This is a genomic window from Mycobacterium sp. E2733 (genome assembly GCF_001667585.1).
Lineage (GTDB): Bacteria > Actinomycetota > Actinomycetes > Mycobacteriales > Mycobacteriaceae > Mycobacterium.
In genome coordinates, this window is record NZ_LZJZ01000130.1 from 81,721 (window position 1) to 106,518 (window position 24,798).

The 24,798-nt window shown below is 68.3% G+C and carries 26 protein-coding genes; 22 read left to right on the forward strand and 4 right to left on the reverse strand.

All coding sequences use genetic code 11. The features are described 5' to 3' along the window. Nucleotides 1–15 precede the first annotated feature (15 nt). The 17 genes from A5678_RS23545 (at nt 16) to A5678_RS23625 (ending at nt 17,158) form a co-directional block, all read left to right on the forward strand. Nucleotides 16–867, forward strand: coding sequence for a DUF4436 domain-containing protein (locus tag A5678_RS23545; protein ID WP_068047639.1), 852 nt, complete (start codon nt 16–18; stop codon nt 865–867). Nucleotides 868–1,018: 151 nt separating this feature from the next. Continuing rightward, nucleotides 1,019–1,696, forward strand: a complete 678-nt coding sequence (locus A5678_RS23550) for a rhomboid-like protein (RefSeq protein WP_068047763.1) — start codon at nt 1,019–1,021, stop codon at nt 1,694–1,696. A 33-nt stretch (nt 1,697–1,729) separates the two neighbouring features. Continuing rightward, nucleotides 1,730–3,160: a bifunctional ADP-dependent NAD(P)H-hydrate dehydratase/NAD(P)H-hydrate epimerase gene (locus A5678_RS23555; RefSeq protein WP_068047642.1), complete on the forward strand. Its 1,431-nt coding sequence runs from the start codon at nt 1,730–1,732 to the stop codon at nt 3,158–3,160. Between the two features lie 15 nt (nt 3,161–3,175). Continuing rightward, a complete protein-coding gene (locus A5678_RS23560) occupies nt 3,176–4,570 on the forward strand; it encodes a glutamate decarboxylase (RefSeq protein WP_068047645.1) in 1,395 nt (464 codons plus the stop codon). Between the two features lie 39 nt (nt 4,571–4,609). Beyond that, nucleotides 4,610–6,445, forward strand: coding sequence for a molybdopterin-dependent oxidoreductase (locus A5678_RS23565; protein ID WP_082945710.1), 1,836 nt, complete (start codon nt 4,610–4,612; stop codon nt 6,443–6,445). A 132-nt stretch (nt 6,446–6,577) separates the two neighbouring features. After that, nucleotides 6,578–7,744, forward strand: a complete 1,167-nt coding sequence (gene alr, locus A5678_RS23570) for an alanine racemase (RefSeq protein WP_068047768.1) — start codon at nt 6,578–6,580, stop codon at nt 7,742–7,744. A 49-nt stretch (nt 7,745–7,793) separates the two neighbouring features. After that, entirely contained in the window at nt 7,794–8,846 is a 1,053-nt protein-coding gene (locus tag A5678_RS23575; RefSeq protein ID WP_197502235.1) for an alpha/beta fold hydrolase, read from the forward strand. After that, nucleotides 8,839–9,297, forward strand: coding sequence for a tRNA (adenosine(37)-N6)-threonylcarbamoyltransferase complex ATPase subunit type 1 TsaE (tsaE, locus tag A5678_RS23580; RefSeq protein ID WP_068047651.1), 459 nt, complete (start codon nt 8,839–8,841; stop codon nt 9,295–9,297). Before A5678_RS23575 ends, tsaE begins: the two co-directional genes overlap by 8 nt. Then, nucleotides 9,294–9,917, forward strand: a complete 624-nt coding sequence (gene tsaB / locus A5678_RS23585; RefSeq protein ID WP_068047654.1) for a tRNA (adenosine(37)-N6)-threonylcarbamoyltransferase complex dimerization subunit type 1 TsaB — start codon at nt 9,294–9,296, stop codon at nt 9,915–9,917. The genes tsaE and tsaB overlap by 4 nt, the downstream gene beginning before the upstream one ends. Continuing rightward, nucleotides 9,914–10,381: a ribosomal protein S18-alanine N-acetyltransferase gene (gene rimI, locus A5678_RS23590; protein WP_068047658.1), complete on the forward strand. Its 468-nt coding sequence runs from the start codon at nt 9,914–9,916 to the stop codon at nt 10,379–10,381. Before tsaB ends, rimI begins: the two co-directional genes overlap by 4 nt. Next, a complete protein-coding gene (gene tsaD, locus A5678_RS23595; protein WP_068047661.1) occupies nt 10,378–11,403 on the forward strand; it encodes a tRNA (adenosine(37)-N6)-threonylcarbamoyltransferase complex transferase subunit TsaD in 1,026 nt (341 codons plus the stop codon). Before rimI ends, tsaD begins: the two co-directional genes overlap by 4 nt. A gap of 200 nt (nt 11,404–11,603) precedes the next feature. Next, complete coding sequence (gene groES, locus A5678_RS23600) at nt 11,604–11,906, forward strand: co-chaperone GroES (protein WP_007167930.1); 303 nt, start codon at nt 11,604–11,606, stop codon at nt 11,904–11,906. Between the two features lie 193 nt (nt 11,907–12,099). Continuing rightward, the gene (gene groL, locus A5678_RS23605; RefSeq protein WP_068047664.1) at nt 12,100–13,719 is read left to right on the forward strand and encodes a chaperonin GroEL; all 1,620 of its coding nucleotides are present in this window, start codon (nt 12,100–12,102) and stop codon (nt 13,717–13,719) included. Nucleotides 13,720–14,290: 571 nt separating this feature from the next. Beyond that, complete coding sequence (locus A5678_RS27345; RefSeq protein ID WP_156747054.1) at nt 14,291–14,464, forward strand: hypothetical protein; 174 nt, start codon at nt 14,291–14,293, stop codon at nt 14,462–14,464. Between the two features lie 136 nt (nt 14,465–14,600). Beyond that, a complete protein-coding gene (locus A5678_RS23615) occupies nt 14,601–15,272 on the forward strand; it encodes a DUF4352 domain-containing protein (RefSeq protein ID WP_082945712.1) in 672 nt (223 codons plus the stop codon). A gap of 330 nt (nt 15,273–15,602) precedes the next feature. Further along, on the forward strand, nt 15,603–15,932 hold the full coding sequence (locus A5678_RS23620; protein WP_068047670.1) for a hypothetical protein: 330 nt from the start codon (nt 15,603–15,605) through the stop codon (nt 15,930–15,932). 125 nt (nt 15,933–16,057) lie between these two features. Continuing rightward, on the forward strand, nt 16,058–17,158 hold the full coding sequence (locus A5678_RS23625; RefSeq protein ID WP_068047673.1) for a ferritin-like domain-containing protein: 1,101 nt from the start codon (nt 16,058–16,060) through the stop codon (nt 17,156–17,158). Between the two features lie 31 nt (nt 17,159–17,189). Here A5678_RS23625 and A5678_RS23630 read toward each other — a convergent pair whose 3' ends face one another. The 3 genes from A5678_RS23630 to A5678_RS23640 form a co-directional block, all read right to left on the reverse strand. Then, nucleotides 17,190–17,591, reverse strand: coding sequence for a hydrogenase (locus A5678_RS23630; protein ID WP_068047676.1), 402 nt, complete (start codon nt 17,589–17,591; stop codon nt 17,190–17,192). Between the two features lie 128 nt (nt 17,592–17,719). Beyond that, nucleotides 17,720–18,451, reverse strand: coding sequence for a superoxide dismutase family protein (locus A5678_RS23635; RefSeq protein WP_068047679.1), 732 nt, complete (start codon nt 18,449–18,451; stop codon nt 17,720–17,722). A 72-nt stretch (nt 18,452–18,523) separates the two neighbouring features. Beyond that, nucleotides 18,524–18,832, reverse strand: coding sequence for a WhiB family transcriptional regulator (locus A5678_RS23640; RefSeq protein WP_046184677.1), 309 nt, complete (start codon nt 18,830–18,832; stop codon nt 18,524–18,526). Nucleotides 18,833–19,196: 364 nt separating this feature from the next. Between A5678_RS23640 and A5678_RS23645 the strand changes: the two genes are divergently transcribed. The 3 genes from A5678_RS23645 (at nt 19,197) to A5678_RS23655 (ending at nt 21,432) form a co-directional block, all read left to right on the forward strand. Beyond that, nucleotides 19,197–20,024: a hypothetical protein gene (locus tag A5678_RS23645; protein ID WP_068047682.1), complete on the forward strand. Its 828-nt coding sequence runs from the start codon at nt 19,197–19,199 to the stop codon at nt 20,022–20,024. Nucleotides 20,025–20,114: 90 nt separating this feature from the next. After that, entirely contained in the window at nt 20,115–20,690 is a 576-nt protein-coding gene (locus A5678_RS23650) for a sigma-70 family RNA polymerase sigma factor (RefSeq protein ID WP_068047685.1), read from the forward strand. Then, nucleotides 20,677–21,432, forward strand: a complete 756-nt coding sequence (locus tag A5678_RS23655; RefSeq protein ID WP_231983744.1) for an anti-sigma-D factor RsdA — start codon at nt 20,677–20,679, stop codon at nt 21,430–21,432. Before A5678_RS23650 ends, A5678_RS23655 begins: the two co-directional genes overlap by 14 nt. Before the next feature lie 16 nt (nt 21,433–21,448). Here the strand turns inward: A5678_RS23655 and A5678_RS23660 are convergent, their stop codons facing one another. Continuing rightward, nucleotides 21,449–21,856, reverse strand: coding sequence for a DUF5319 domain-containing protein (locus A5678_RS23660; protein WP_046186907.1), 408 nt, complete (start codon nt 21,854–21,856; stop codon nt 21,449–21,451). 164 nt (nt 21,857–22,020) lie between these two features. Here A5678_RS23660 and guaB point away from each other — a divergent pair, with 164 nt between their 5' ends. After that, nucleotides 22,021–23,610, forward strand: coding sequence for an IMP dehydrogenase (gene guaB, locus A5678_RS23665; RefSeq protein ID WP_068047692.1), 1,590 nt, complete (start codon nt 22,021–22,023; stop codon nt 23,608–23,610). Between the two features lie 7 nt (nt 23,611–23,617). Next, on the forward strand, nt 23,618–24,745 hold the full coding sequence (locus A5678_RS23670) for a GuaB3 family IMP dehydrogenase-related protein (protein ID WP_068047695.1): 1,128 nt from the start codon (nt 23,618–23,620) through the stop codon (nt 24,743–24,745). Nucleotides 24,746–24,798: the final 53 nt, after the last annotated feature.

A 24,798-nucleotide genomic window follows, 5' to 3' on the forward strand; every position in this document is an offset into this window, starting at 1 on the left:
TGGGTAGGGGGCGTCGTGAGATACGGGATCATCGCTCTGGTCGTGGGCATCATTGCGGCGTATGTCGGCTCGGTTGCGCTGTATGCCGACAGCGGGGGTCACCGCTACCACCAGGAAACCCCGGCCGGCGGCGACCGGAGCACGGCCACGCTGGTCATCGAAGACATCCAGTCCAACTACAGCGTGCTGATGGCCAACCTGTCCATCTCGCCGGGATCGGCTCTGCTGGATCCGCAGACCCAGCATCTCAACGAAGACCTCAACCTCCGAGTGCGATCCGTGGCGACGCCCGTCCGCCGCTCGTGGACCAAGGGCATGCTGCCCGGTGTCTTCCCCGTGCCGCTCACCATCGCGGGGGAGATCGAGAACTGGCCCTTCGACCACTACGGCTCGGGGCCCGTCGAGATCGAGCTCATGCACGGCCCCGGCAACGTCCCCGAACGGGTGCCGGTGACCTTCGTCAACCACCTCTCCGGTTGGCGGGTGTCCGCCGACGGAACCGGTCCCTACCAGGTGAGCGTGCACCGCTCGCTCAGCGCGGCGGCGTTCGGGATCGTCATCCTCTGCGTCCTGGTCGCCATCGCCGGCCTGGGCCTGTTCGTCGCCGTTCAGACGGTGCGCGACCGGCGGAAGTTCCAGCCGCCGATGACGACGTGGTATGCGGCGATGCTCTTCGCGGTGGTACCGCTGCGCAACGCGCTGCCGGGTTCGCCGCCCTTCGGCGGCTGGATCGACATCACGCTCGTGCTGTGGGTGCTCGTCGTGCTGGTGATCTCCATGCTGCTCTACATCATGTGCTGGTGGCGGCACCTGCGCCCGGAGGCCCCTGCCCCGGCGAATCCGGCCCCGGCGCCCTCGAGCCCGTGACAACCCGCTATGCCGCAATGCTTTTCGCGGGTATGCCGCTGTCACATGTCCGACGGCCCGGCGCGTCCGCCGCTTAGGTGCAGCGACGCAACGGTCCGCGTGCGAAGGTAGTGAAGTGACGAATGCACCGGTGCGGTCCCGACTGCGCAACATGGGGCTCGCGGTCTGGCACTACGTCAGCAGTGCGCCGCTGACGTACGGGTGGTTGCTCGTCCTGCTGATCACGACGCTCGCCCAGCACTGGCTGCCCCAGCGGCAATTGCACTCGATGCTGATGCACCATTCCACCAACATCCACGGGTTGGCGCGGGATCCGCTCGATGTGCTGTTCTCCAGTCTGCTGTGGATCGACGGCGACAACCTGGCCCCGTACCTGATCCTGTTCTCGTTGTTCCTGGCCCCGGCCGAACACTGGCTGGGCCAATTACGCTGGCTCACAGTGGGATTGAGCGCCCACATCCTGTCCACCTATTTCAGCGAGGGGCTGCTGTACTTCGCGATCGAGGAACACGACGCGTCGGAGCGGCTGGTGCACGCCCGCGACATCGGCGTCAGCTACTTCCTGGTCGGGGTGATGGCCGTGCTGGCCTATCACATCGCGCGCCCGTGGCGCTGGGGCTACCTGGGCGTCCTGTTCATCATCTTCGGCTTCCCGTTGATCGCCATGGACCGGATTGAGCTGAACTTCACCGCGATCGGGCACTTCACCTCGATCCTCGTCGGCCTCTGCTTCTACCCGATGACGCGGCACCAGGACCCCCGGCAGCTGAGCCCGGCGCGCCTGCGGGCCGCCGCGCGGCGCCGCCGCTCACCCGAGGGATCTGCCTGAGCCGGGCGGCCGCTGACCCGTAATGTGGCACTCGTGCGGCACTACTACTCCGTAGACGCGATCCGCCGGGCCGAGGCACCGCTGCTGGCCAGCCTGCCCGACGGGGCCTTGATGCGGCGCGCGGCCTTCGGGCTGGCCACCGAGATCGTCGCCGAATTGCGGGCCCGCACCGGCGGGGTGGCCGGCCGCCGGGTGTGCGCGGTCGTCGGCTCGGGCGACAACGGCGGTGACGCGCTGTGGGCCGCCACCTTCGCGCGCCGGCGCGGCGCGGCCGCCTACGCGGTGCTGCTCAACCCCGAACGCACCCACCGCAAGGGGCTGGAGGCGTTCACCAAGGCCGGTGGGCGCATTGTCGAAAGTGTTTCGCCGACAACCGATCTCGTCATCGACGGGGTGGTCGGCATCTCCGGATCCGGGCCGCTGCGTCCGGCCGCGGCCGACGTTTTCGCCGCGGCGAATGACGCGGGCATCCCGGTTGTCGCCGTCGACATCCCCAGCGGCATCGACGTGGCGACCGGGGCGATCACCGGCCCCGCGGTGCACGCGGCGCTTACGGTCACCTTCGGCGGGCTCAAACCCGTGCACGCGCTCGCCGACTGCGGCCGGGTGAAGCTGATCGACATCGGGCTGAGCTTGCCGGGGCCCGCTGGAATAGAGGCGCTGGGTTTCGAGGCCGCCGACGCGGCCGCCCGCTGGCCGGTGCCCGGGCCGCACGACGACAAGTACACCCAGGGCGTGACCGGCGTGATGGCCGGCTCATCGACGTATCCGGGTGCGGCCGTGTTGTGCACCGGTGCCGCGGTCGCGGCGACGTCCGGCATGGTCCGCTACGCCGGCAGCGCGCACCGCGAGGTGCTCGCGCACTGGCCCGAGGTGATCGCGTCGCCCACCCCCACGTCGGCCGGAAAGGTCCAATCCTGGGTCGTCGGGCCGGGCTTGGGCACCGACGACACCGGGGCCGCCGCGTTGTGGTTCGCGCTGGAGACCGACCTGCCGGTGATCGTGGACGCCGACGGGCTGACCATCCTGGCCGCCCACCCCGAGCTGGTCGCCAACCGGAAGGCGCCGACGGTGCTGACCCCGCACGCCGGTGAATTCGCCCGCCTGGCGGGTTACCCGCCAGGGGACGACCGGGTCGGCGCGTGCCAAAAGCTGGCCGACGCCTTCGGCGCCACCGTGCTGCTGAAGGGCAACGTCACCGTCATCGCCGAGCCGGGCGGCCCGGTGTTCCTCAACCCGGCCGGGCAATCCTGGGCGGCCACCGCCGGTTCCGGCGACGTGTTGTCCGGGATGATCGGCGCGCTGCTCGCGGCGGGACTGCCGGCGGTCGAGGCCGCCGCGGCGGCCGCTTTCGTCCACGCGCGGGCGGCGGCGCTGTCGGCCGCCGACCCGGGTCCCGGCGACGCGCCGACGTCGGCGTCGCGCATCGTGCCGCACATCAGGGCCGCCCTGGCCGCCCTATAACGAGAGGATTCCGCAGTGCCCCAACATCCGTCCCTGCCGGCCCACGCCATCGCGCCCGCCTACACCGGGCGCCTGTTCACCGCGCCGGTACCCGCACTGCGGATGCCCGACGAGTCGATGGACCCCGAGGCCGCCTACCGCTTCATTCACGACGAGCTGATGCTCGACGGCAGCTCGCGGCTGAATCTGGCCACCTTCGTCACCACGTGGATGGACCCCGAGGCGGGCCGGCTGATGGCCGAGACGTTCGACAAGAACATGATCGACAAGGACGAGTACCCGGCGACCGCGGCCATCGAGCAGCGCTGCGTGTGCATGGTGGCCGACCTGTTCCACGCCGAGGATTTGAACGACGCCGACCCCTACAGCGCGTGCGGGGTGTCCACGATCGGCTCCAGCGAGGCGGTCATGCTGGGCGGGCTGGCCATGAAGTGGCGGTGGCGCCAGAAAGTCGGCTCCAAAAAAGGGGGAGACTGGAAGGGCCGCACCCCCAACCTGGTGATGGGCTCCAACGTGCAGGTGGTGTGGGAGAAGTTCTGCCGCTACTTCGACGTCGAGCCCCGCTATCTGCCGATGGAGGAGGGCCGCTACGTCATCACGCCGGAACAGGTCGTCGACGCTGTCGACGAGGACACCATCGGCGTGGTGGCGATCCTGGGCACCACGTACACCGGTGAACTGGAACCGGTCGCCGAGATCTGCGGCGCGCTGGACAAGCTGGCGGCCGGCGGCGGGGTGGACGTCCCGGTGCACGTCGATGCCGCCAGCGGCGGATTCGTGGTGCCCTTCCTGCACCCCGAACTGAAGTGGGATTTCCGGCTGCCCCGGGTGGTGTCGATCAACGTCAGCGGCCACAAGTACGGCCTGACCTACCCCGGCGTCGGGTTCGTGGTGTGGCGCAGCAAGGAACACCTGCCCGACGAGCTGGTATTCCGGGTCAACTACCTCGGCGGCGACATGCCGACCTTCACGCTGAACTTCTCCCGCCCCGGCAACCAGGTGGTGGGCCAGTACTACAACTTCCTGCGGCTGGGCCGCGACGGCTACGCCAAGGTGATGCAGGCGCTGTCCGGGACGGCGCGGTGGCTGGGCGAGCAACTGCGGGTCAGCGACCACTGCGAGCTCATCTCGGACGGTTCGGCGATACCGGTGGTCGCCTTCCGGCTCGCCGGGGACCGCGGCTACACCGAGTTCGACGTCTCGCACGAGTTGCGCACGTACGGCTGGCAGGTGCCCGCGTACACCATGCCGGACAACGCCACCAACGTCTCGGTGCTGCGCGTCGTGGTGCGCGAAGGGCTGTCGGCCGACCTGGCCCGCGCACTGCACGACGACGCCGTCTCGGCGCTGACCTCGCTGGACAAGCTGAAACCCGGCGGCCACTACGCCGCGCAGCACTTCGCGCACTAGGCCGGTTTCGCAGCCCGGCCGTGGGGTAAGCGCACTCGCATGAGCAGCGCGGGCAGCGGCAAGCATTCGGTACAGCAGATCAACTGGCCCGGGACCGGGGAGGCGTCGGGCGGATCCACGGAACTCAAAGAGGTGGAACTGGTCGAACTGGCGCTGGAGTCATACAGCGCCGAAATCCATCCCGCCCACGACCAGATCGACCTGAAGACCTACGGCGGCGGGTTCGATCTGACCAGACGCGCGACCGCGCCGAAGCTGCGGGTGGGCCGGGACAAATGGTTCAACCTGCTGTGGCTGCTGCCCATCGGCTTCGCGCTCCTGGTGGCGGCGGTGGCGATCGGCAAGGGCTTGCACAACATGCCGGCGGTGCAGGCGTTCATCCAGCGCTACCCGGGCACCGACAGCCGCGGCGTCCCGCGCGGCATGCACGCCTGGGAGGGCTGGACGCACTTCTTCAACCTGTTCCTGATGACCTTCATCATCCGGTCGGGGATCCAGATCCTGTGCGACCACCCGCGGCTGTACTTCAGCCGCAACTGCACGCCCGGCAAGGACGAGTGGGTGCGGGTGGGACCGCCGGTGCCGGAGGGGTATTGGACCGCCAACGACGACACGGTCGCCCTGCCCGGGCAGTTCGGGCTGCCCGGCTTCCGGCACTCGATCGGGCTGGCCCGCTGGTGGCACCTGGGCACCGACGTGCTCTGGCTGGTCAACGGGCTGGTCTTCTACGTGCTGCTCTTCGCCACCGGGCAATGGCGCCACCTGGTACCGATGAGTTGGGACGTCTTCCCCAACGCCGCGTCGGTGGCGATCCAGTACCTGTCGCTCGACTGGCCGGCCAACGACAACGGGTGGATCGCCTACAACGGTTTGCAGTTGCTGGCCTACTTCACGGTGGTGTTCATCGCGGCGCCGGCGGCGCTGATCACCGGGTTGGGGATGTCCCCGGCGCTGTCGATGCGGCTGACCGTGATCAGCAAGCGATTGAGCATTCAGGCCGCGCGCTCGCTGCACTTCCTGGTGCTGGTGTTCTTCCTCTTCTTCATCCTGGTGCACGTCACCCTGGTCTTTGCCACCGAGGCGCTGCGCAACCTCAACCACATGTTCGCCAACCGCGACGACACCGGCTGGATCGGTTTCGCCGTCTTTTGTGTGGCCATGGTGGTGACTGCGGTCGGCTGGGTGGCGGCCACCCCCGTCACCATCCGGCATCCCCGTGTCGTGCAGCGGGTGGGGGACGCCCTGGTGGGGCCGCTGCAACGCCTGCTGGAGCGGATGAATCCCGAACCGGGCGCCTTCACCGAAAAGGACATCTCGCCGTACTTCTGGCACAACGGCCGGCTGCCGGACAGCGTCGAGTACAAGGAGTTGGAGCGCAACGGCTTTCGCGATTGGCGGCTGCGGGTCACCGGCCTCGTCGCGCATCCGAGGGAGTTCTCACTCGACGAGTTGAAGGCGCTGCCCTACCACGAGCAGATCACCCAGCACTTCTGCATCCAGGCCTGGTCGGGCGTCGCCAAGTGGGGCGGGGTGTCGATGCAGACCATCATGGACATCGTCAAACCGAAGCCCGAGGCGCAATGGGTGGCGTTCTACTCGATGGGCCTGGGCGCGACCGGCGGCATCTACTACAACGTCCACCCCATCGAGCAGATGGGCCACCACCTGACCATGCTCGCCTACACGATGAACGACGAACCGCTGAGCTACGGCCACGGCGCACCGTTGCGGCTGCGCAACGAGTTACAGCACGGCTTCAAGCAAGTGAAGTGGATCAAGGGCATCGAGTTTCTGGCCCATTACTCCGAGATCGGCAGCGGGTACGGCGGTTATAGCGAAGACCACAAGTACTTCGGGCGACACCAGACGATCTGAGCGGAATCGGCGCTCAACGGTGGGGCAAATTGTGTGTCGGCCACCACAGGGACTGATGTGACGGCCTGGGCGAATGTGAGCTTCGTGGCTCGACGGTCGGCTTGCCGGACCGGTTCTGGGACAATGGCCGCCATGGCCGTTACGCCGATATCGCTGACACCCGGCCTCCTCGCGGAGGCCGTGGTGGACCTGCGCGCCATCGAGCACAACGTCCGGACGTTGTGCGAGCATGCCGGCCGCGCGCAGGTGATGGCCGTCGTCAAGGCCGACGGCTACGGCCACGGGGCTACCCCGGCCGCGCGGGCGGCGCTGGCCGGCGGGGCGGCCGAGTTGGGCGTCGCCACCGTCGCCGAGGCGCTGGCGTTGCGCGCCGACGGGATCACCGCGCCGGTGCTGGCCTGGCTGCACCCGCCCGGCATCGACTTCGGGCCCGCGCTGCTGGCCGACGTGGAGATCGCCGTCTCCTCGGAGCGTCAGCTGGACGAGCTGCTGGACGCGGCGCGCCGGACGGGCCGGACCGCGACGGTCACGTTGAAGGCCGACACCGGGCTCAACCGCAACGGCGTCCACCCGGCGCAGTACCCCTCGATGCTGGCCGCGCTGCGCCGGGCCGTCGCCGAGGAAGCCGTTCGGCTGCGCGGACTGATGTCGCACATGGTATTCGCCGATCAGCCGGCCAACCCCGTCAACGATCTTCAGGCCCAACGGTTTAGCGACATGCTGGCCCAGGCGCGCGAACAAGGGGTGCGGTTCGAGGTCGCGCACCTGGCGAACTCGTCGGCCACCATGTCGCGTCCCGATCTGGCCTTCGACCTGGTGCGACCCGGCATCGCGGTGTACGGCCTGAGCCCGGTGCCCGAACTCGGAGACATGGGGCTGGTGCCGGCAATGACGGTGAAATGCCCTGTGGCACTGGTGAAGTCGATTCAGGCGGGCGAGAGTGTGTCGTATGGGCACACCTGGACCGCGGAGCGCGACACGAATTTGGCCCTGCTCCCGATCGGCTACGCCGACGGCGTCTTCCGGTCGTTGGGAGGACGATTGGAAGTGCTGATCAACGGCAAGCGGCGGCCCGGGGTCGGTCGGATCTGCATGGACCAGTTCGTCGTCGACCTGGGGCCCGGCCGGACCGACGTGGCCGAGGGCGACGAGGCGATCCTGTTCGGGCCCGGCAGCAGCGGCGAACCCACCGCCCAGGACTGGGCCGACCTGCTCGGCACCATCCACTACGAAGTGGTGACCAGCCCCCGGGGGCGCGTCACCAGGACCTACCGCGAGGCGCAAAACATTGAGCCGTGAAAGAACCCGCAGGCGCCAGAAGGGGGCCTGGCTTGCGGGAGGGGCGGGGGTGACTGCCCTCGCCACCATCGTCGGAGCCTCCGCCCGCCGTTCGATGATCCAGCGCACCCACGGCGTCGAAGATCCTTACGCCGACGAGGATTTCGAGCGGATACACGACGATCGCCGGTCCGTGGTAACCACCCCCGACGGGGTGTCGTTGGCAATCCGGGAAGCCGGCCCGGCCGACGCGCCGTTGACCATGGTCTTCGTCCACGGATTCTGTCTTCGGATGGGCGCCTTCCATTTTCAGCGGACGCGGCTGCCCGAACACGTGGGCCCGGGCGTCCGGATGGTCTTCTACGATCAGCGCGGCCACGGACAATCCGACGAGGCCGCGCCCGAGAGCTACACCCTGACTCAACTCGGTAAGGACCTTCAAAGTGTGCTTCAGGTGGTCGCGCCCCGCGGGATGGTCGTGCTCGTCGGCCACTCCATGGGCGGCATGACGGTGCTGTCGCACGCTCGCCAATTCCCCGGCCAGTACGGGCGCCGGATCGTCGGCGCCGCATTGATTTCCTCTGCGGCGGAAGGCGTTGCCGAGTCGCCGCTGGGCGAGATCCTGAAAAACCCGGCGCTGGAAGCGTTCCGGTTCACCGCACGGTCCGCGCCGAAGCTGATGCACCGCGGCCGCAACGTGTCGCGCTCGCTGATCGGCCCGGTCCTGCGGGCGGCCTCCTTCAGCGACTTGCACGTCAGCCGGAGCCTGGACGCCTTCTCGCAGCGAATGATGAACGGCACCCCGATCCCCACCATGGTGGAGTTCCTGGACGCTCTGGAGGCCCATGACGAGACCGCCGGGCTGTGGACCTTGCTGCGCATCCCGACTCTCATCGCCTGCGGAGACCACGACCTGCTGACCCCCGACGAATACTCCCGCAAGATGGCGGCCTCGCTGCCGCAGTCCGAGCTGGTCATCGTTCGGGGGGCCAGCCACCTCGCGCTGCTCGACAAGCCCGAGGCGATCAACGACGGGCTGGTCCGGCTGGTCAAGCGGGCCACCCCCGGCCGCACCGCCCTGGCGGTGCGGTGGATGCGGGAACGGCTGCGGCGCCGTGGATGAGGGGACTGCCACGCTGCAACACGTCGAGGACACCATCGCGCTGGGCGCACGGCTCGGTGAGGGGCTGCGGGCGGGCGACGTGGTGGTGCTCACCGGTCCGCTCGGCGCGGGAAAGACGGTGCTGGCCAAGGGCATTGCCGCGGCGATGGACGTCGACGGCCCGGTCACGTCACCGTCGTACGTGCTGGCGCGGGTGCACCCGCCGCGGCGGCCCGGCGCACCGGCGATGATCCACGTCGACATGTACCGGCTCTTGGATCAGAACGGCGCCGACCTGTTGGGCGAGCTCGACTCGCTGGACCTCGACACGGATCTCGACGGCGCGGTGGTGGTCGTGGAGTGGGGCGAGGGCCTGGTCGAACGCCTCGCCGAGCGGCACCTCGACATTCGCCTGGAACGCCTCAGCGGATCCGACGTGCGCATCGCGTCGTGGCAGTGGATTCGTTCATGAGCATCGTTCTCGCCCTGGACACCTCAACGCCGGCAGTCACCGCCGGGATCGTGCGCCGTGACGATCTGACCGTGCTGGCCGAGCGGGTCACCGTCGACGCCCGCGCGCACGCCGAACGGCTCACCCCGAACGTGCTGGAGGCCCTCGCCGACGCCGGGCTGAAGGTGGGGGACCTCGAATCCGTCGTGGTGGGCTGTGGCCCGGGCCCGTTCACCGGGTTGCGGGCCGGGATGGCCACCGCCGCCGCCTACGGGCATGCGCTGGGCATCCCGGTGCGAGGGGTGTGCAGCCTGGACGCCATCGGCGTGCGCACCACCGGCGAGACGTTGGTGGTGACCGACGCGCGCCGGCGCGAAATCTATTGGGCCCGTTATCGCGACGGATTTCGCATGGAGGGGCCCGGAGTCAACGCCGCCGCCGACGTCGACCCGGGACCAGCGCAGGCGGTGGCCGGCTCGAAGGAGCATGCGGCGCTGTTCGACCTGCCCCACCGCGGGCCGATCTATCCCACACCGGCCGGGCTGGTCGCCGCGGTGCCCGATTGGTCGCAGCGCCCGCTGCCCTTGGTGGCGCTGTATCTGCGCCGCCCCGACGCCAAACCGATGGCGGCACGCGGATGACCGCCCTGGGCGAGCCCGTGACGCTCGGCGCGTTGATGCCCGCCGACGCGGCGCGCTGCGCCGAGCTCGAACGCCAGCTGTTCGACGGCGACGACCCCTGGCCCGCGGCGGCGTTCAACCGGGAATTGGCCAGCCCGCACAACCATTACGTCGGCGCCCGGGCCGGCGGCACGCTCGTCGGGTATGCGGGCATCTCGCGGCTGGGCCGCACCCCGCCGTTCGAGTACGAGGTGCACACCATCGGTGTGGACACCGCCTATCAAGGTCAGGGGATCGGCCGCCGGTTGCTCGACGAGCTGCTCGTCTTCGCCGACGGCGGCGTCGTCTTCCTGGAGGTGCGTACCGACAACGAGGCGGCAATCGCGCTGTACCGCAGCGTCGGATTCGAGCAGATCGGCCTGCGCCGGCGCTACTACCGGGCGAGCGGGGCCGACGCCTACACGATGCGGCGGGCAGCACGATGACGACCGTCCTGGCCATCGAAACCTCCTGTGACGAAACGGGAGTCGGCATCGCGCGGCTCGATGATGACGGCACCGTGACGCTGTTGGCGGACGAGGTGGCGTCCAGCGTCGACGAACATGTCCGCTTCGGCGGCGTGGTCCCCGAGATCGCGTCGCGGGCGCACCTGGAGGCGCTCGGTCCCACCATGCGGCGGGCGCTCGCGGCAGCCGGCCTGCGGCAGCCCGACATCGTGGCCGCCACCATCGGGCCCGGCCTGGCCGGCGCCCTGCTGGTGGGAGTGGCAGCGGCCAAGGCGTATTCGGCCGCGTGGGGCGTGCCGTTCTACGCCGTAAACCACCTGGGCGGGCACCTGGCCGCCGACGTCTACGAGCATGGGCCGCTGCCGGAGTGCGTGGCGCTGCTGGTGTCCGGCGGCCACACCCACCTGTTGCACGTGCGGTCCCTCGGCGAACCGATCGTCGAGTTGGGCAGCACCGTCGACGACGCCGCCGGCGAGGCCTACGACAAGGTGGCCCGGCTGCTGGGGCTGGGCTATCCGGGCGGCAAGGTGCTCGACGACCTGGCCCGTGCCGGTGATCGGAACGCCGTCAACTTCCCGCGCGGGATGACGGGACCGCGTGACGACCCGTACGCCTTCAGCTTCTCCGGGCTCAAAACGGCCGTGGCGCGCTATCTGGAGAGTCACCCGGACGCGGTGAACGCCGATGTCGCCGCCGGATTCCAAGAGGCCGTCGCCGACGTGCTGACCATGAAGGCGGTGCGCGCGGCGACCGGGCTCGGCGTCTCGACGCTGCTGATCGCCGGGGGAGTGGCGGCCAATTCGCGGCTGCGGGAGCTGGCCGAGCAGCGGTGCGCGTCGGCCGGGTTGGCGCTGCGGATCCCCAAGCCCCGGCTCTGCACCGACAACGGGGCGATGATCGCTTCCTTCGCCGCGCACCTGGTGGCCGCCGGGGCGCCGCAGTCACCGTTGGATGCCCCCACCGATCCGGGGCTTCCGGTGGTAAAAGCACAGGTCAGGTGATCGCCCGTAGCGAACATCGCGGACGCACGGGGGCGCCCTTGAGTGCTAGCACTCTCGTGTATAGAGTGCTAGGTGGCAATCGGCCAAACCCTGTGCCGGCACCCGCGACGACGGCGCTCGGGCTCGGACGACTGCCGAATCCCTTGATAATTCCGGGGCACCAGCCCCGGACCCGATCTAACTAGTGGAGGGCTCCAATCGTGGCGAAGGTGAACATCAAGCCACTCGAGGACAAGATTCTCGTGCAGGCCAACGAGGCCGAGACCACGACCGCGTCCGGTCTGGTCATTCCTGACACCGCCAAGGAGAAGCCGCAGGAAGGCACCGTCGTCGCAGTCGGTCCCGGCCGCTGGGACGAGGACGGCGAGAAGCGGATCCCGCTCGACGTCTCGGAAGGCGACACCGTCATCTACAGCAAGTACGGCGGCACCGAGATCAAGTACAACGGCGAGGAGTACCTGATCCTGTCGGCGCGCGACGTGCTGGCCGTCGTATCGAAGTAAGCACCGTGTTCCGCCCCGGCGATCCCCGCGCATGGCCGCGGGTGATTTCCGGGGCGGCATGCGTTAGCGGGTAGTGGCGTTCGCAAGCGCGGCGAAGCCGGGCGAAGCGGGTCGCCACCATAGCGGGTAGTGGCGTTCGCAAGCGCGGCGAAGCCGGGCGAAGCGGGTCGCCACCATTCAAACAAGGAGCCTGATGAGCAAGGTAATTGAGTACGACGAGACCGCGCGGCGCGCAATCGAGGCCGGCGTCAACGCGCTGGCCGACGCGGTCCGGGTGACATTGGGTCCGCGCGGCCGGCATGTGGTGCTGGCCAAGGCATTTGGCGGACCCGCGGTAACCAACGACGGCGTCACCGTCGCGCGTGAGATCGACCTGGAAGACCCGTTCGAGAACCTGGGCGCGCAACTGGTCAAGTCGGTGGCCACCAAGACCAACGACGTGGCGGGCGACGGCACCACGACCGCGACCGTGCTGGCGCAGGCGCTGGTCAAGGGCGGGCTGCGCCTGGTTGCGGCCGGCGCCAACCCGATTGAGCTCGGCCTTGGGATCTCCAAGGCGGCCGACGCGGCGTCCGAGGCGCTGCTGGCGGCGGCCACCCCGGTTTCCGGCAAGGACGGGATTGCTCAGGTGGCGACGGTGTCGTCGCGCGACCAGCACCTCGGCGAGCTGGTCGGCGAGGCCATGACCAAGGTCGGCACCGACGGCGTGGTCAGCGTCGAAGAATCGTCGACGCTGAGCACCGAGCTGGAGTTCACCGAGGGCGTCGGTTTCGACAAGGGTTTCCTGTCGGCGTATTTCGTAACCGATTTCGATTCGCAGGAAGCCGTGCTGGACGACCCGCTGATCCTGTTGCACCAGGAGAAGATCAGCTCGCTGCCCGACCTGCTGCCCATGCTGGAGAAGGTCGCCGAGTCGGGGAAGCCGCTGCTGATCATCGCCGAGGACGTCGAGGGTGAAGCCCTGGCGACGCTGGTGGTCAACTCGATTCGCAAGACGCTCAAGGCGGTTGCCGTGAAGGCGCCGTTCTTCGGCGACCGGCGCAAGGCGTTCCTCGAGGACCTGGCGGTGGTCACCGGCGGCCAGGTGATCAACCCCGACGCCGGCCTGCTGCTGCGGGAGGTGGGCACCGATGTGCTCGGCTCCGCCCGTCGCGTGGTGGTCAGCAAGGACGACACCATCATCGTCGACGGGGGTGGTTCGAAGGATGCGGTTGCCGACCGGATCAAGCAGCTACGCGCCGAGATCGAGAAGAGCGATTCCGATTGGGACCGCGAGAAGCTGCAGGAGCGGCTGGCCAAGCTGGCCGGCGGCGTGGCCGTGCTGAAGGTGGGTGCCGCCACCGAGACGGCCCTCAAGGAGCGCAAGGAAAGCGTCGAGGACGCGGTGGCGGCCGCCAAAGCCGCCGTCGAGGAGGGCATCGTCGCGGGCGGCGGGTCGGCCCTCATCGCAGCGCGCAAAGCGCTGAAGGACCTGCGCGGGTCGCTGTCGGGTGACCAGGCGGCGGGGGTCGACGTGTTCGCCGAGGCGCTTGCGGCACCGCTGTACTGGATCGCCACCAACGCCGGCCTGGACGGTGCGGTCGCGGTGAACAAGGTCGGCGAGTTGCCGGCCGGCCACGGGCTCAACGCCGAGAAGCTCACCTACGGTGACCTGATCGCCGACGGCGTGATCGATCCCGTCAAGGTGACCCGGTCCGCGGTGCTCAACGCGGCGTCGGTAGCCCGGATGGTGCTGACCACCGAGACGGCGATTGTAGACAAGCCTGCCGACGAGCACGACGACCACGGCCACGGTCATCACCACCACCACTGAGTGAGCTGAACGAGATACCCCCGGCCCCGAGAGCCGGGGGTGTTTTCGTCTGCGGTCAACGCGAGGTAAGCCACACGACGATTTCCAGAGTTGAACTGTTAACGACTCAGTTTATCGGGGAACCTGGTGAACAGACTTATTACACATCGGTCCAGGAGATCGAAACCCCGATGCGCGTTTTCCGATCGGCGCAAGCTAGTCATCTCCGAGCTATGAGGTACTCGACGTGAGCCGTACGGCGGGAGCCGTTGTATATCCGAGCGTCACCTTCGATGGCGTACCGCTTGCCGTTCCACTCCACGGCGCTCTGTGCGCCGAGCAGACCGGAGTACCCACCAACCGAAGGCGATACTTCGAAGTTGTGCTCGGTCGTCCTCCGAGGACGACAGCGGTTGCACAACAGCACGGCAGACGACTCCGATCGTGCCGGGGGTTGTGATCTTGTTGCCGTCCGAGTCGGTCTTGGTGACCTCCGCGAAGACCGTCACCTGATCAGTTCCCCTTTGCAGGACACTTCATGCCAGCTAATGCACCTCTTGTGCCTGTCGGCCTGAGCTGTGACGATGCGCTTATGCGATACGGCCATGACCAGGACGACAACGAAGAAGATCGCGTGGTCAGCTACGAAGAGCTCGAAGAGAGCGGCATCACCTGCATCGGCCATCTGGTCCCGCCGTACGTCTACATACCTCCGTCAGATGTACCGGCTAGCAAGTGGATAGCGGAGGTACCGGTTACGGAGTGAGCAGCTTGTCACTCGGCAGCGACACCGCTTTTGCGGCAGTTGGGTAAGTCGCGATGTGGTTCCTCCGCGCCTTTATTGACGCTGTGGTTAACTGTCACCGACCTATGGGTAGCGCAGCTAAATAGAGGGGTTTTTGATGACGCAGCCAAGAGCGGGTTGGTATCCCGATCCATCTGATCCGAGCCGCCAGCGGTACTTCGACGGCAATGCGTGGACCGAGAACTACGCGCCCTTTCCCGCACCGCCATCCGGCGTTGTCCAGGTCCCCGAGAAGAAGTCCAACAGGGCCAAGTGGCTCGTACCCGCTGTGACCGTAGCGGTGCTCCTGATCGCCTTCGCTAGCACCAACGGCCACGACAAGCAGTCTGCGAACACCGCCGCGTCGGTCCCCTCAGCGGCCAACTCCACCGCCCCGGCGAAGCCCGCTGGGGATGCCGGGGCTCCCGCTGGATCCGCGGTGCGGGACGGCAAGTTCGAGTTCCAGGTGCTGGGTGCCCCCGAGCGGTCAGCTACCAAGGAGGGTTACCCCCCGCAGCACGCCAAGGGTGAGTTCTTCACCGTCAACATCCGCGTGACCAACATCGGCGACCGGGCGCAGAACTTCTCGGCGTCCAACCAGAAGCTGATCGTCAACGGCAAGAAGTACGACGCGACGACCTCGCTCAGCGACAACACCTGGATGTCCGACATCAACCCCGGCCTCGGGCTCGAGGGCACCGTGACGTTCGACATCCCACAGGGCGCGGTGCCGGAAGCGATCGAGTTCCACGACTCGATGTTCTCGGGGGGCGCTCGCGTAGCCCTCTAGCGCCATAGATGTTGGATGGCGGAGGAGGCCCGGTGGTTGAACCGGGCCCCCTCGGCGTTGTTACGCCAGGAGGACGACCAGGGACACGGGCACGGGCATCACCACCATCACTGAGCGAGCAACACAAAACACCTCCGGCCTGATGGTCGGGGGTGTTTTCGCACGGGCGGCGTTGCGTCAGTTTTCATCCATGACGCGCCGCGTGAGTTCGTGGGGTGGTCGTACCACTTCTCGATGGGTGTTGATTCCTCGGATTCGGTTTGTTGGGATCGGTAGCGAGGTGGGGCTTGTGCACTGGTTGCCACGAAGGCACCAGAAAGGACGGCCATCATGCTGCTTGCCCACATGACGAAGCGACTCACCGCTGCCGCACTGCTGGCGGGGGGTACCGCGCTAACCGGGTGGGGTGTGGGCATCGCTCACGCGGACACGATGGAACCGCACCGCTGGTGCCCGGGCAACCCGAAGCAGATGCCCTACGTCGTGAACCAGTACATCGACTGGGACTGGAATGTCTGCCACACGTGGTACCCGACCCAATACGGGATGGGCAACGTCACCATGCAAGGCCGGCCGACCTCAATTTGGGACGGCGACAACCCTCCGATCGAGGCGATCACGATCAGGCATTGCCCGCCGATCAGTTTCATGTGCCCCTAGCGAGGTAGTTACTGGCTACCGATGGATCGAACCCCAACGAACGTCAGGCTTGACGCGCTGCCGCGCGGTGCAGTGTGATATCTGTCATATGACCACTGGTCACCCCAGGTAGAGAGGCGGAGCGCATGACGACACGAGACAAGTACACGGAGGTGCCCACGCCGTACTCGTGGGAGGTCCCCAGTGCCGGCGACGCGCGCTTCACATGGGAATACGACGACGGGCGCGCCCGGCTCCTCTCCCTCTACCAAAAGGGGAAGGACAAGCAGTGGGACGCCCAGTCGCGCATCGACTGGACGCAAGACGTCGACCCGATGAACCCGATCGAACTGCCCGTCGAGTTCCATCCGCTATTCGGCAGCCCGATGTGGGACGCCGCAGACGAAGCACGTCGCGCCGAGATGCGCCAGCACTTCCAGGCCTGGCAGCTCTCCCAATTCCTGCACGGCGAGCAGGGGGCGATGGTGTGCGCGGCCAAGATCGTCGAGGTCGTCCCGGACCTGGACGCGAAGTTCTACGCGGCCACCCAGACCATGGACGAGGCCCGGCACGTCGAGGCCTTCTCGCGGTTCCTGCAGGAGAAGGTCGACGTGGTCTACCCCATCAACAAGCACCTGACCGCCCTGCTGGACGACACCCTGCGCGATTCCCGCTGGGACATGCCATATCTCGGCATGCAGGTCCTCATCGAAGGACTCGCACTCGCGGCCTTTGGGGTGCTGCGCGACATGGCGGCGCCGGACTCGCTCGCGAAGCAGGTGCTGGCCTACGTCATGCAGGACGAGGCCAGGCACGTCGCCTTCGGCCGGATCTCGCTGAAGGACTACTACTCCGCACTGACCGAGTCCGAGCGCGACGAGCGTGAAGAGTTCGTCGTGGACGCCTGTTACCTGATGCGCGACCGCTTCCGCGGCGAGGAGGTCTTCGAGACCCTCGGCATGGACGTCAAAGCGTGTGCCGAGTGGGTCGACACGTCGCCGCTGATGATCCAGTTCCGCTCGCACCTGTTCAGCCGCATCGTGCCGATCGTCAAGGACATCGGGTTGTGGGGCGACAAGGTCCAGCAGGCCTTCCGGGACATGGGCGTCCTCGACATGGCCGGCTTCAACATCGAGGCGCTGATGAAGGCCGACGAAGATCAGGCCGAGGCGCTGGACAAGGCGCACGCCGAGATGGCCGCCCGGGCCCTCGAGGTGGACGAGGCGATCGCGGCGGGCGCGAGCTGACTCGACGTCCGGTCTGGGGGGTGGGGCGGCGTCACAGCCCCGCGATGACGATGCCCACGCCGACCACGATCGCCAGCCCGAGTGACACCAACAGAAAGCTGACGGTCCGCTCTTTTGCCACCGAGGCCTCGTGGTCGGCCGCCGCGATGGGTGCGAGTCGGCGGCCGGCGCCCCAAGCCGCCGCCAGCAGCGTCGCCAACCAGTTCGCGTAGCCGGCGTACACGATCAGTCCGACCGCTGTAACTCCCCACGCGTTGGGCAGGTGGAGGTGGGGCCAGAGCAGGCCGAGCAGCACCAGGAACATGCCGTTCAAAACGGCCTCGAGGTGGCTCGACAGCGCCATCCGCGGGTTCTTCAGCGCCGGGACGGCGAATCCGGTGAGCAGGCCGATCAGGAACAGGACCAACCCGAGGGTGAACAGTACCGTCTGCATGTCAGAAGGTTAGGGTGCGCGCGCCCGCCGGCGATCGAGTTTGTTCGTCGGGACATAAACCGCTGCGGGCGTTCTCGTCGTCGCAGAGTTTTATGTGTCGTGGCGGCCCCGTCCGCGACGACGGCGCGTCAGCGGGTGCCGGGCGGAAGGCTCGGCGGCGTGGTCACCGTCGTGGTCGGAGCGGACGTGTACGCCGGGCTGCTGGTGACGGTGACGGTGCTGGTGCTGGTGGACGGCGGCGGCACTTCGGTCGTCGTCGTGATCGTCGTGACGCTGGTCGTCGTCGACGTGGACGAGGTCGTCGTCGCGGCCGCCGCGGCCAGCACACCGCACGCCACCCGCTTGCCCGACTCACCGGTCGAAGGCCCGCTCAGGTTGTCCGCCGTCTGGTGGACGATCAGCGCGGTGCCCGAGCTGCTCCTCAGGTCCGAGGCGTTGAACAGGTTGGTGGTGGTGACGAGTTTCGCCGAGCCGTCGTTGCGTACCTGCAGTGCGGTCAGGTCGCCGCTGGCCGGAAATCCCGTGTGATTCGGCGCCTGGTAGACGCTGCCGGCGGAATTGAAGTCCCCGTCGCATTTGCCGACCGAGTGGATCTGCAACCCGTGGAAACCCGGGCTCAGGACCTGGTTGGGTCCGGCCTCAACGGTCACGGTTGCGTACCCGTTCGCGAAATCGATGGTGGCGGTGCCGACCTGGTTACCGTCGGTGCTCTTCAACTGCGTGGTCATCCGCTCCGTGCCCGGGGGCGCGCTGGATGACGTCGACGTGGTGGATTGGCCACCCTGTTGGTTTGCGCATGCTGCCAACGGTGCGATGGCAGCCGCAAGCGCCGCGGCCGCGAAGGATACGCCCTTTTTCATGCGCCGGTCGTACCCGAAATCGGCGCCGTTGAAACCGGTGCCGCCTGAGCGGCCGGCTCGTCGGGCCGAAACTCAGGCCGAGCGGCGGATGCCGCGCGTGCGGCCGATGTCGCCCTTCAGCAACAAGTCGCGCTCCGATTCGGACAAGCCGCCCCAGACCCCATAGGGCTCACCGACTTCGAGCGCGTGGGAACGGCACTCCTGAATTACCGGGCACTGCCGGCACATCTCTTTGGCACGCTGCTCGCGCTGCATGCGGGCGCGGCCGCGCTCACCGTCGGGATGGAAGAACATCGACGAGTCGACGCCGCGGCACAAGCCTTGCAGTTGCCAGTTCCAGATGTCGGCGTTGGGTCCAGGTAGCTGCTCCGGCTGTGGCATTGGTGTTTCCCTCTCTGCACGGCACGCCCAGTAAGGTCAGGTTCGCGAAGCGTCCGAAAAGCGATGTGCAACTGAATTGAAGTGGTGTCACCGATGACTACCCGTCATGCATAGACGTTAGGGCGGGCGGTGAATTTGCGTCAATAGCCACTTAGCCCGGCAAAGTATGTAATGGTTATAAAAGAATTAACGCCGCGTTCATCTGCTGCCCATTGGCGAAACACGCACCGTGCTACCGGCCGCTTGGCGGCAACAAGATTTCCCAGCTCACGCGCCGGGGGAGGGTCGTCCGCGATTAATACAGGACCTATTGTGATTAACAGTTCGGTAACGCGAACAGCACAAACTGTTTACTGCTATCGCCATGATTGAAACTCGTCACACTTCCGTGATTGGCGGGCAGTTGGCCGCCGCCGCCTTCGGCGATCGGCCCGATACCTGGCCGCTGCCCACGGCGGGCACGCCGGAGGGCTTATGGCTGCGCGCCGTCGCGGCGGGCGGGCAGGGTCGCTACGGCAGCGCCTACCGCGATCTGGCGGCGCTGCGGCGCGACGTCCCCGCCGGCCGGCTCGCCTCCCTGGCCCATAGCACGCAGGGATCGTTTCTGCGCCAACTCGGTTGGCACGCACCGGCGCGCGGCTGGGACGGGCGCGCCTTGGCGTTGGCCGGCAGGGACGACGACGGCGCCGAGGCGCGCGCCGACGCCCTGATCGGGCTGGCGGCCGACGCGCTGGGCGTCGGCCGCTTCGCGGCCGCGGCGACGCTGTTGGCCCGCGCGGACTCCGAGCTGAGGGCCGGGCCGGTGCCCGACCGGCTGCCGGTGCGCCGCGGGTGGGTGGCCGCCGAGTTGGCGATGGCCCGCGGCGACGGCGAAATCGCCATCCGCCATGCGAAAGAAGCGGTGGACCTGGCGGGTGCCATGGCCGTGCCGTCGGCGCGGCACGCGGTCAAGAGCGAGGTGGTATTGGCCGCCGCCTTCTGCAGCGCCGGGGCCGTCGAACGCGCACGGGCGGCGGCGGAGGCGGCGCTGGACACCGCCGGCCGGCTCGGGCTGGTCCCGCTTCGTTGGGCGTTGGCGTGCTTGCTGATTGATCTGGGCAGTTTCACCTTTTCGGCACAACAGCTCCGCGAAATTCGCGATGTCTCCGCAGGCCAAGTGCGGCGCGCCGGTGCGACGTGGCGTTCCGCTTGAAATGGCCTCCCGGCCGTTATTGTCAATTCGTAAGTTAGCCCGGTTAGCCCGCGATGTGTCCGGTTCGTAACGTTGGAGATACCGCCGTCGATGACAATTCAAGGGGATCGTCTCGACGCTGTGGTGGCCAAGGCCGTGGCGGGGGACAGTAACGCACTACGGGAGGTGCTGGAGACCATCCGTCCGATTGTCGTGCGATATTGCCGCGCGCGAGTCGGGACAGTCGAGCGGGGCGGCCTGTCAGCGGATGACGTGGCACAGGAGGTGTGCTTGGCGACCATCACGGCGCTGCCGCGTTACCGGGACCGAGGGCGTCCGTTTCTGGCCTTCCTGTACGGCATCGCGGCGCACAAGGTCGCGGACGCCCATCGGGCCGCGGGCCGCGACCTCTCCTATCCCACCGAGATCATCCCCGAGCGTTGGTCGTCCGACGCGGGCCCGGAACAGCGGGCCATCGAAGCCGATTCGGTCAGCCGGATGAGCGAGCTGCTCGAAATCCTGCCCGCCAAGCAGCGGGAGATCCTGATCCTGCGTGTCGTCGTCGGCCTGTCCGCCGAGGAGACCGCGTCCGCCGTCGGCAGCACCACGGGAGCGGTCCGGGTGGCCCAGCACCGTGCGCTGTCCCGGCTGAAGTCCGAAATGATCGCGGCAGGTGACTGTGCCTGAATCCCTGGACGAATTCGCCCACACCGATCTGCTTCTCGACGCGCTCGCCGAGCGGCGGCCCGTGCACGTCGGTGACCCCGACATGGACGCGATGGCCACCTTGCTGGAGGACTGGCGCGACAACCTGCGGTGGCCACCGGCCAGCGCGCTGGTGTCGGCCGAGGAGGCCGTCGACGCGCTGCGCACCGGATTGGCCGAGCGTCGCCGCGGCCGGCGCGGCCTGGCGACGCTCGGATCGGTCGCCGCGGCGCTGTTGGTGATGAGCGGCTTCGGCGCGATGGTGGTCGAGGCTCGTCCCGGGACCCCGCTGCACGGGCTGCACGCGATGTTCTTCGACCAGCCGCGGGTCAAGGAGAAGAATCAGGTCATGCTGTCGGCCAAGGCCGACCTCGCCAAGGTGCAGGAATCGATCGACCGGGGTGAATGGGACCGCGCCCAAAACCAGCTCACCGAGGTGAACAGCCTGGTCCAGTCGATCGACGACCCGGCCAGCAAACAGGAGCTGACGAACCAGCTGAAGCTGTTGAATGTCCGGGTCCAATCGCGCAACCCGAACGCGACGCTGCCACCCCCGGCGAACACGCCGTCGGCGTGGTCGACTCCGACCACCGCGGCGGCCACCACGCCCTCAGAAGCTTCGCCGAGCCCGTCGGTCACGCCGTCGACGAGTCAGTCCTGGAGCAAGCACAGGCACCACGGGCAGACTTCGACTCCGTCGGCGGTGACGCCGAACAATCCCTAGCGAGGGGGCCTTCCGCTCAGCGGCGGTATCCGTCGGCGTCCGAGGTGGCCTCGTTGAGCGAGGCGTCGGCGTATCCCCGGCAGTAGTCCCACGTGACGTAGGCGTCCGGCTCGGGGTCGTAGGCGGGCTCGTGGGGGCGGACGGTGCCGTCGATCAGCAGCTGCAACAGGTTCGCCCGCAGCATGTCCCAGTCGTGGTAGTGATCCTGCTGACATTCGTCGCAGCACACCACGAGTCCGCGAATGCCCTTGTGCGCCAAGAGCGCCTCGTAAACCGCCAGGTCGGCCAGGTCCGCCTCGACCGCCATCCGCTCTTGGGCGTCCAGGGGTTGCCCGGGCTCTACGGCTTCCAGCGCAGCCGACGGATCGCAGGGGTCATCGGCGAAGGGGTCGGGCGGCAAACCCGGTGGGAGGTGATCGCGCACGCACACTAGCCTACGCAGCCGGGCCGGGATAACGCCAGCAGCCAAGCCGCCCGTCGTTCCCGTGCCGTTTTGGCGCCCGCGGCGCGCCCCGGCAAGCGGGTCGGGGCGGCGGCCGAGCCGATAGGATGGGGTTCTCGCGCCGCATCGTATGGAGGGCCCCACCGATGACCCGTGGCATGTCCCGCCTGGAAGACAGTTCCGACCTCGTCGGCAGCCCCTACGTGCGCGTTGGCGGACTGATCGACGACCCCGTGCCCACCGGGGGTGACAACCCGCACAAGATCGCGATGCTCGGCCTCACCTTCGACGACGTCCTGCTGCTGCCCGCCGCTTCCGATGTGGTTCCCGCCACCGCCGACACGTCCAGCCAGCTCACCAAGAAGATCAGGCTCAAAGTGCCGCTGGTCAGCTCGGCGATGGACACGGTCACCGAGTCGCGGATGGCCATCGCCATGGCGCGGGCGGGCGGCATGGGCGTGCTGCACCGCAACCTGCCCGTCGCCGAGCAGGCCGGCCAGGTCGAGATGGTGAAGCGCTCGGAGGCCGGCATGGTCACCGACCCGGTCACCTGCCGCCCCGACAACACCCTGGCGCAGGTGGACGCGCTGTGTGCCCGGTTCCGCATCTCGGGCCTGCCGGTGGTCGACGACGTCGGCGCGCTGGTCGGCATCATCACCAACCGCGACATGCGGTTCGAGGTGGACCAGACGCGCAAGGTCGCCGAGGTGATGACCAAGGCCCCGCTGATCACCGCCCAGGAAGGGGTGAGCGCCGACGCGGCGCTCGGGCTGTTGCGGCGCAACAAGATCGAGAAGCTGCCCGTCGTCGACGGCCACGGCCGGCTCACCGGGCTGATCACCGTCAAGGACTTCGTCAAGACCGAACAGCACCCGCTGGCCACCAAGGACAGCGACGGCCGGCTGCTGGTGGGTGCCGCCGTCGGCGTCGGCGGCGACGCCTGGGTCCGCGCGATGATGCTGGTCGACGCCGGGGCCGACGTCCTCATCGTCGACACCGCGCACGCGCACAACCGGCTGGTGCTCGACATGGTCGGCAAGCTCAAGGCCGAGGTTGGCCAAAAGGTCGAGGTGATCGGCGGGAACGTCGCCACCCGGGCCGCGGCGCTGGCGCTGGTCGATGCCGGCGCCGACGCGGTCAAGGTGGGCGTGGGACCGGGCTCGATCTGCACAACCCGAGTGGTGGCCGGGGTCGGCGCGCCACAAATCACGGCGATCCTGGAGGCCGTCGCGGCCTGCGGGCCGACGGGCGTGCCGGTGATCGCCGACGGCGGACTGCAGTATTCCGGCGACATCGCCAAGGCCCTGGCCGCCGGCGCGTCGACGGCCATGCTGGGGTCGCTGCTGGCCGGCACCGCCGAGGCCCCCGGCGAGCTGATCTTCGTCAACGGCAAGCAGTTCAAGAGCTATCGCGGGATGGGGTCGCTGGGCGCCATGCAGGGCCGGGGCGGTGCGAAGTCGTACTCCAAGGATCGCTACTTCGCCGACGACGCTTTGAGCGAGGACAAGCTGGTGCCCGAGGGAATCGAGGGCCGGGTGCCGTTCCGCGGACCGCTGTCCTCGGTGATCCACCAGCTCACCGGCGGTCTGCGCGCCGCGATGGGCTACACCGGATCGCCCACCATCGAGGCGCTGCAGCAGGCGCAATTCGTCCGGATCACCTCGGCCGGGCTGCGTGAAAGCCATCCGCACGACGTCGCGATGACCGTCGAAGCGCCCAACTACTTTGCGCGCTGAGGCCGGGATGGTCGAAATCGGGATGGGCCGTAACGCCCGCCGTACCTATGAACTGAGCGAAGTCAGCATCGTCCCGTCGCGGCGCACCCGGTCGTCGCAGGACGTGTCGACGACCTGGCAGCTGGACGCGTACCGCTTCGAGATCCCGGTGGTGGCCCACCCGACCGACGCGCTGGTGTCGCCGGAGTTCGCCATCGAGCTCGGCAGGCTGGGCGGGCTCGGCGTGCTCAACGGCGAGGGGCTGATGGGCCGGCACGCCGACGTAGAGGGCAAGATCGCCCAGCTCGTCGAGGCCGCCAGCAAGGAACCCGAACCGTCGGCCGCGATCCGGCTGCTGCAGGAATTCCACGCCGCCCCCCTGAACCCCGACCTGCTGGGATCCGCCGTCGCGCGCATCCGGGAGGCCGGGGTGACCACGGCGGTGCGGGTCAGCCCGCAGAACGCGCAGGCGCTGACCCCGGTACTGCTGCAGGCCGGCATCGACCTGCTGGTCATCCAGGGCACCATCGTCTCCGCGGAGCGGGTGGCCAGCGATGGCGAGCCACTGAACCTGAAGACCTTCATCTCCGAGCTCGACGTCCCGGTGGTGGCCGGCGGGGTGCTCGACCACCGTACCGCGCTGCACCTGATGCGCACCGGCGCCGCCGGCGTCATCGTCGGCTACGGCTCCACCCGGGGCGTGACGACCAGCGACGAGGTGCTGGGCATCAGCGTGCCGATGGCGACGGCCATCGCCGACGCCGCCGCCGCGCGGCGCGAATACCTCGACGAGACCGGCGGCCGCTACGTGCACGTGCTGGCCGACGGCGACATCCACACCTCCGGCGAGCTGGCGAAGGCGATCGCCTGCGGCGCTGACGCGGTGGTGCTCGGCACCCCGCTCGCCGAATCCGCCGAGGCGCTCGGCGAGGGCTGGTTCTGGCCGGCCGCGGCGGCGCACCCGTCGTTGCCGCGCGGGGCGCTGCTGCAGATCGCGCTGGGCGAGCGCCCGCCGCTGGAGCGGGTGCTCAACGGGCCCTCCGACGATCCGTTCGGATCCCTGAACCTGGTCGGTGGCCTGCGCCGGTCGATGGCCAAGGCAGGCTATTGCGACCTCAAGGAGTTCCAGAAGGTCGGGCTGACCACTGGAAGCTGATGCCACCTGCGGCCGGGGGGCAGTGGCTCGTCGGGCAGCGCCGAGCGTGGGGC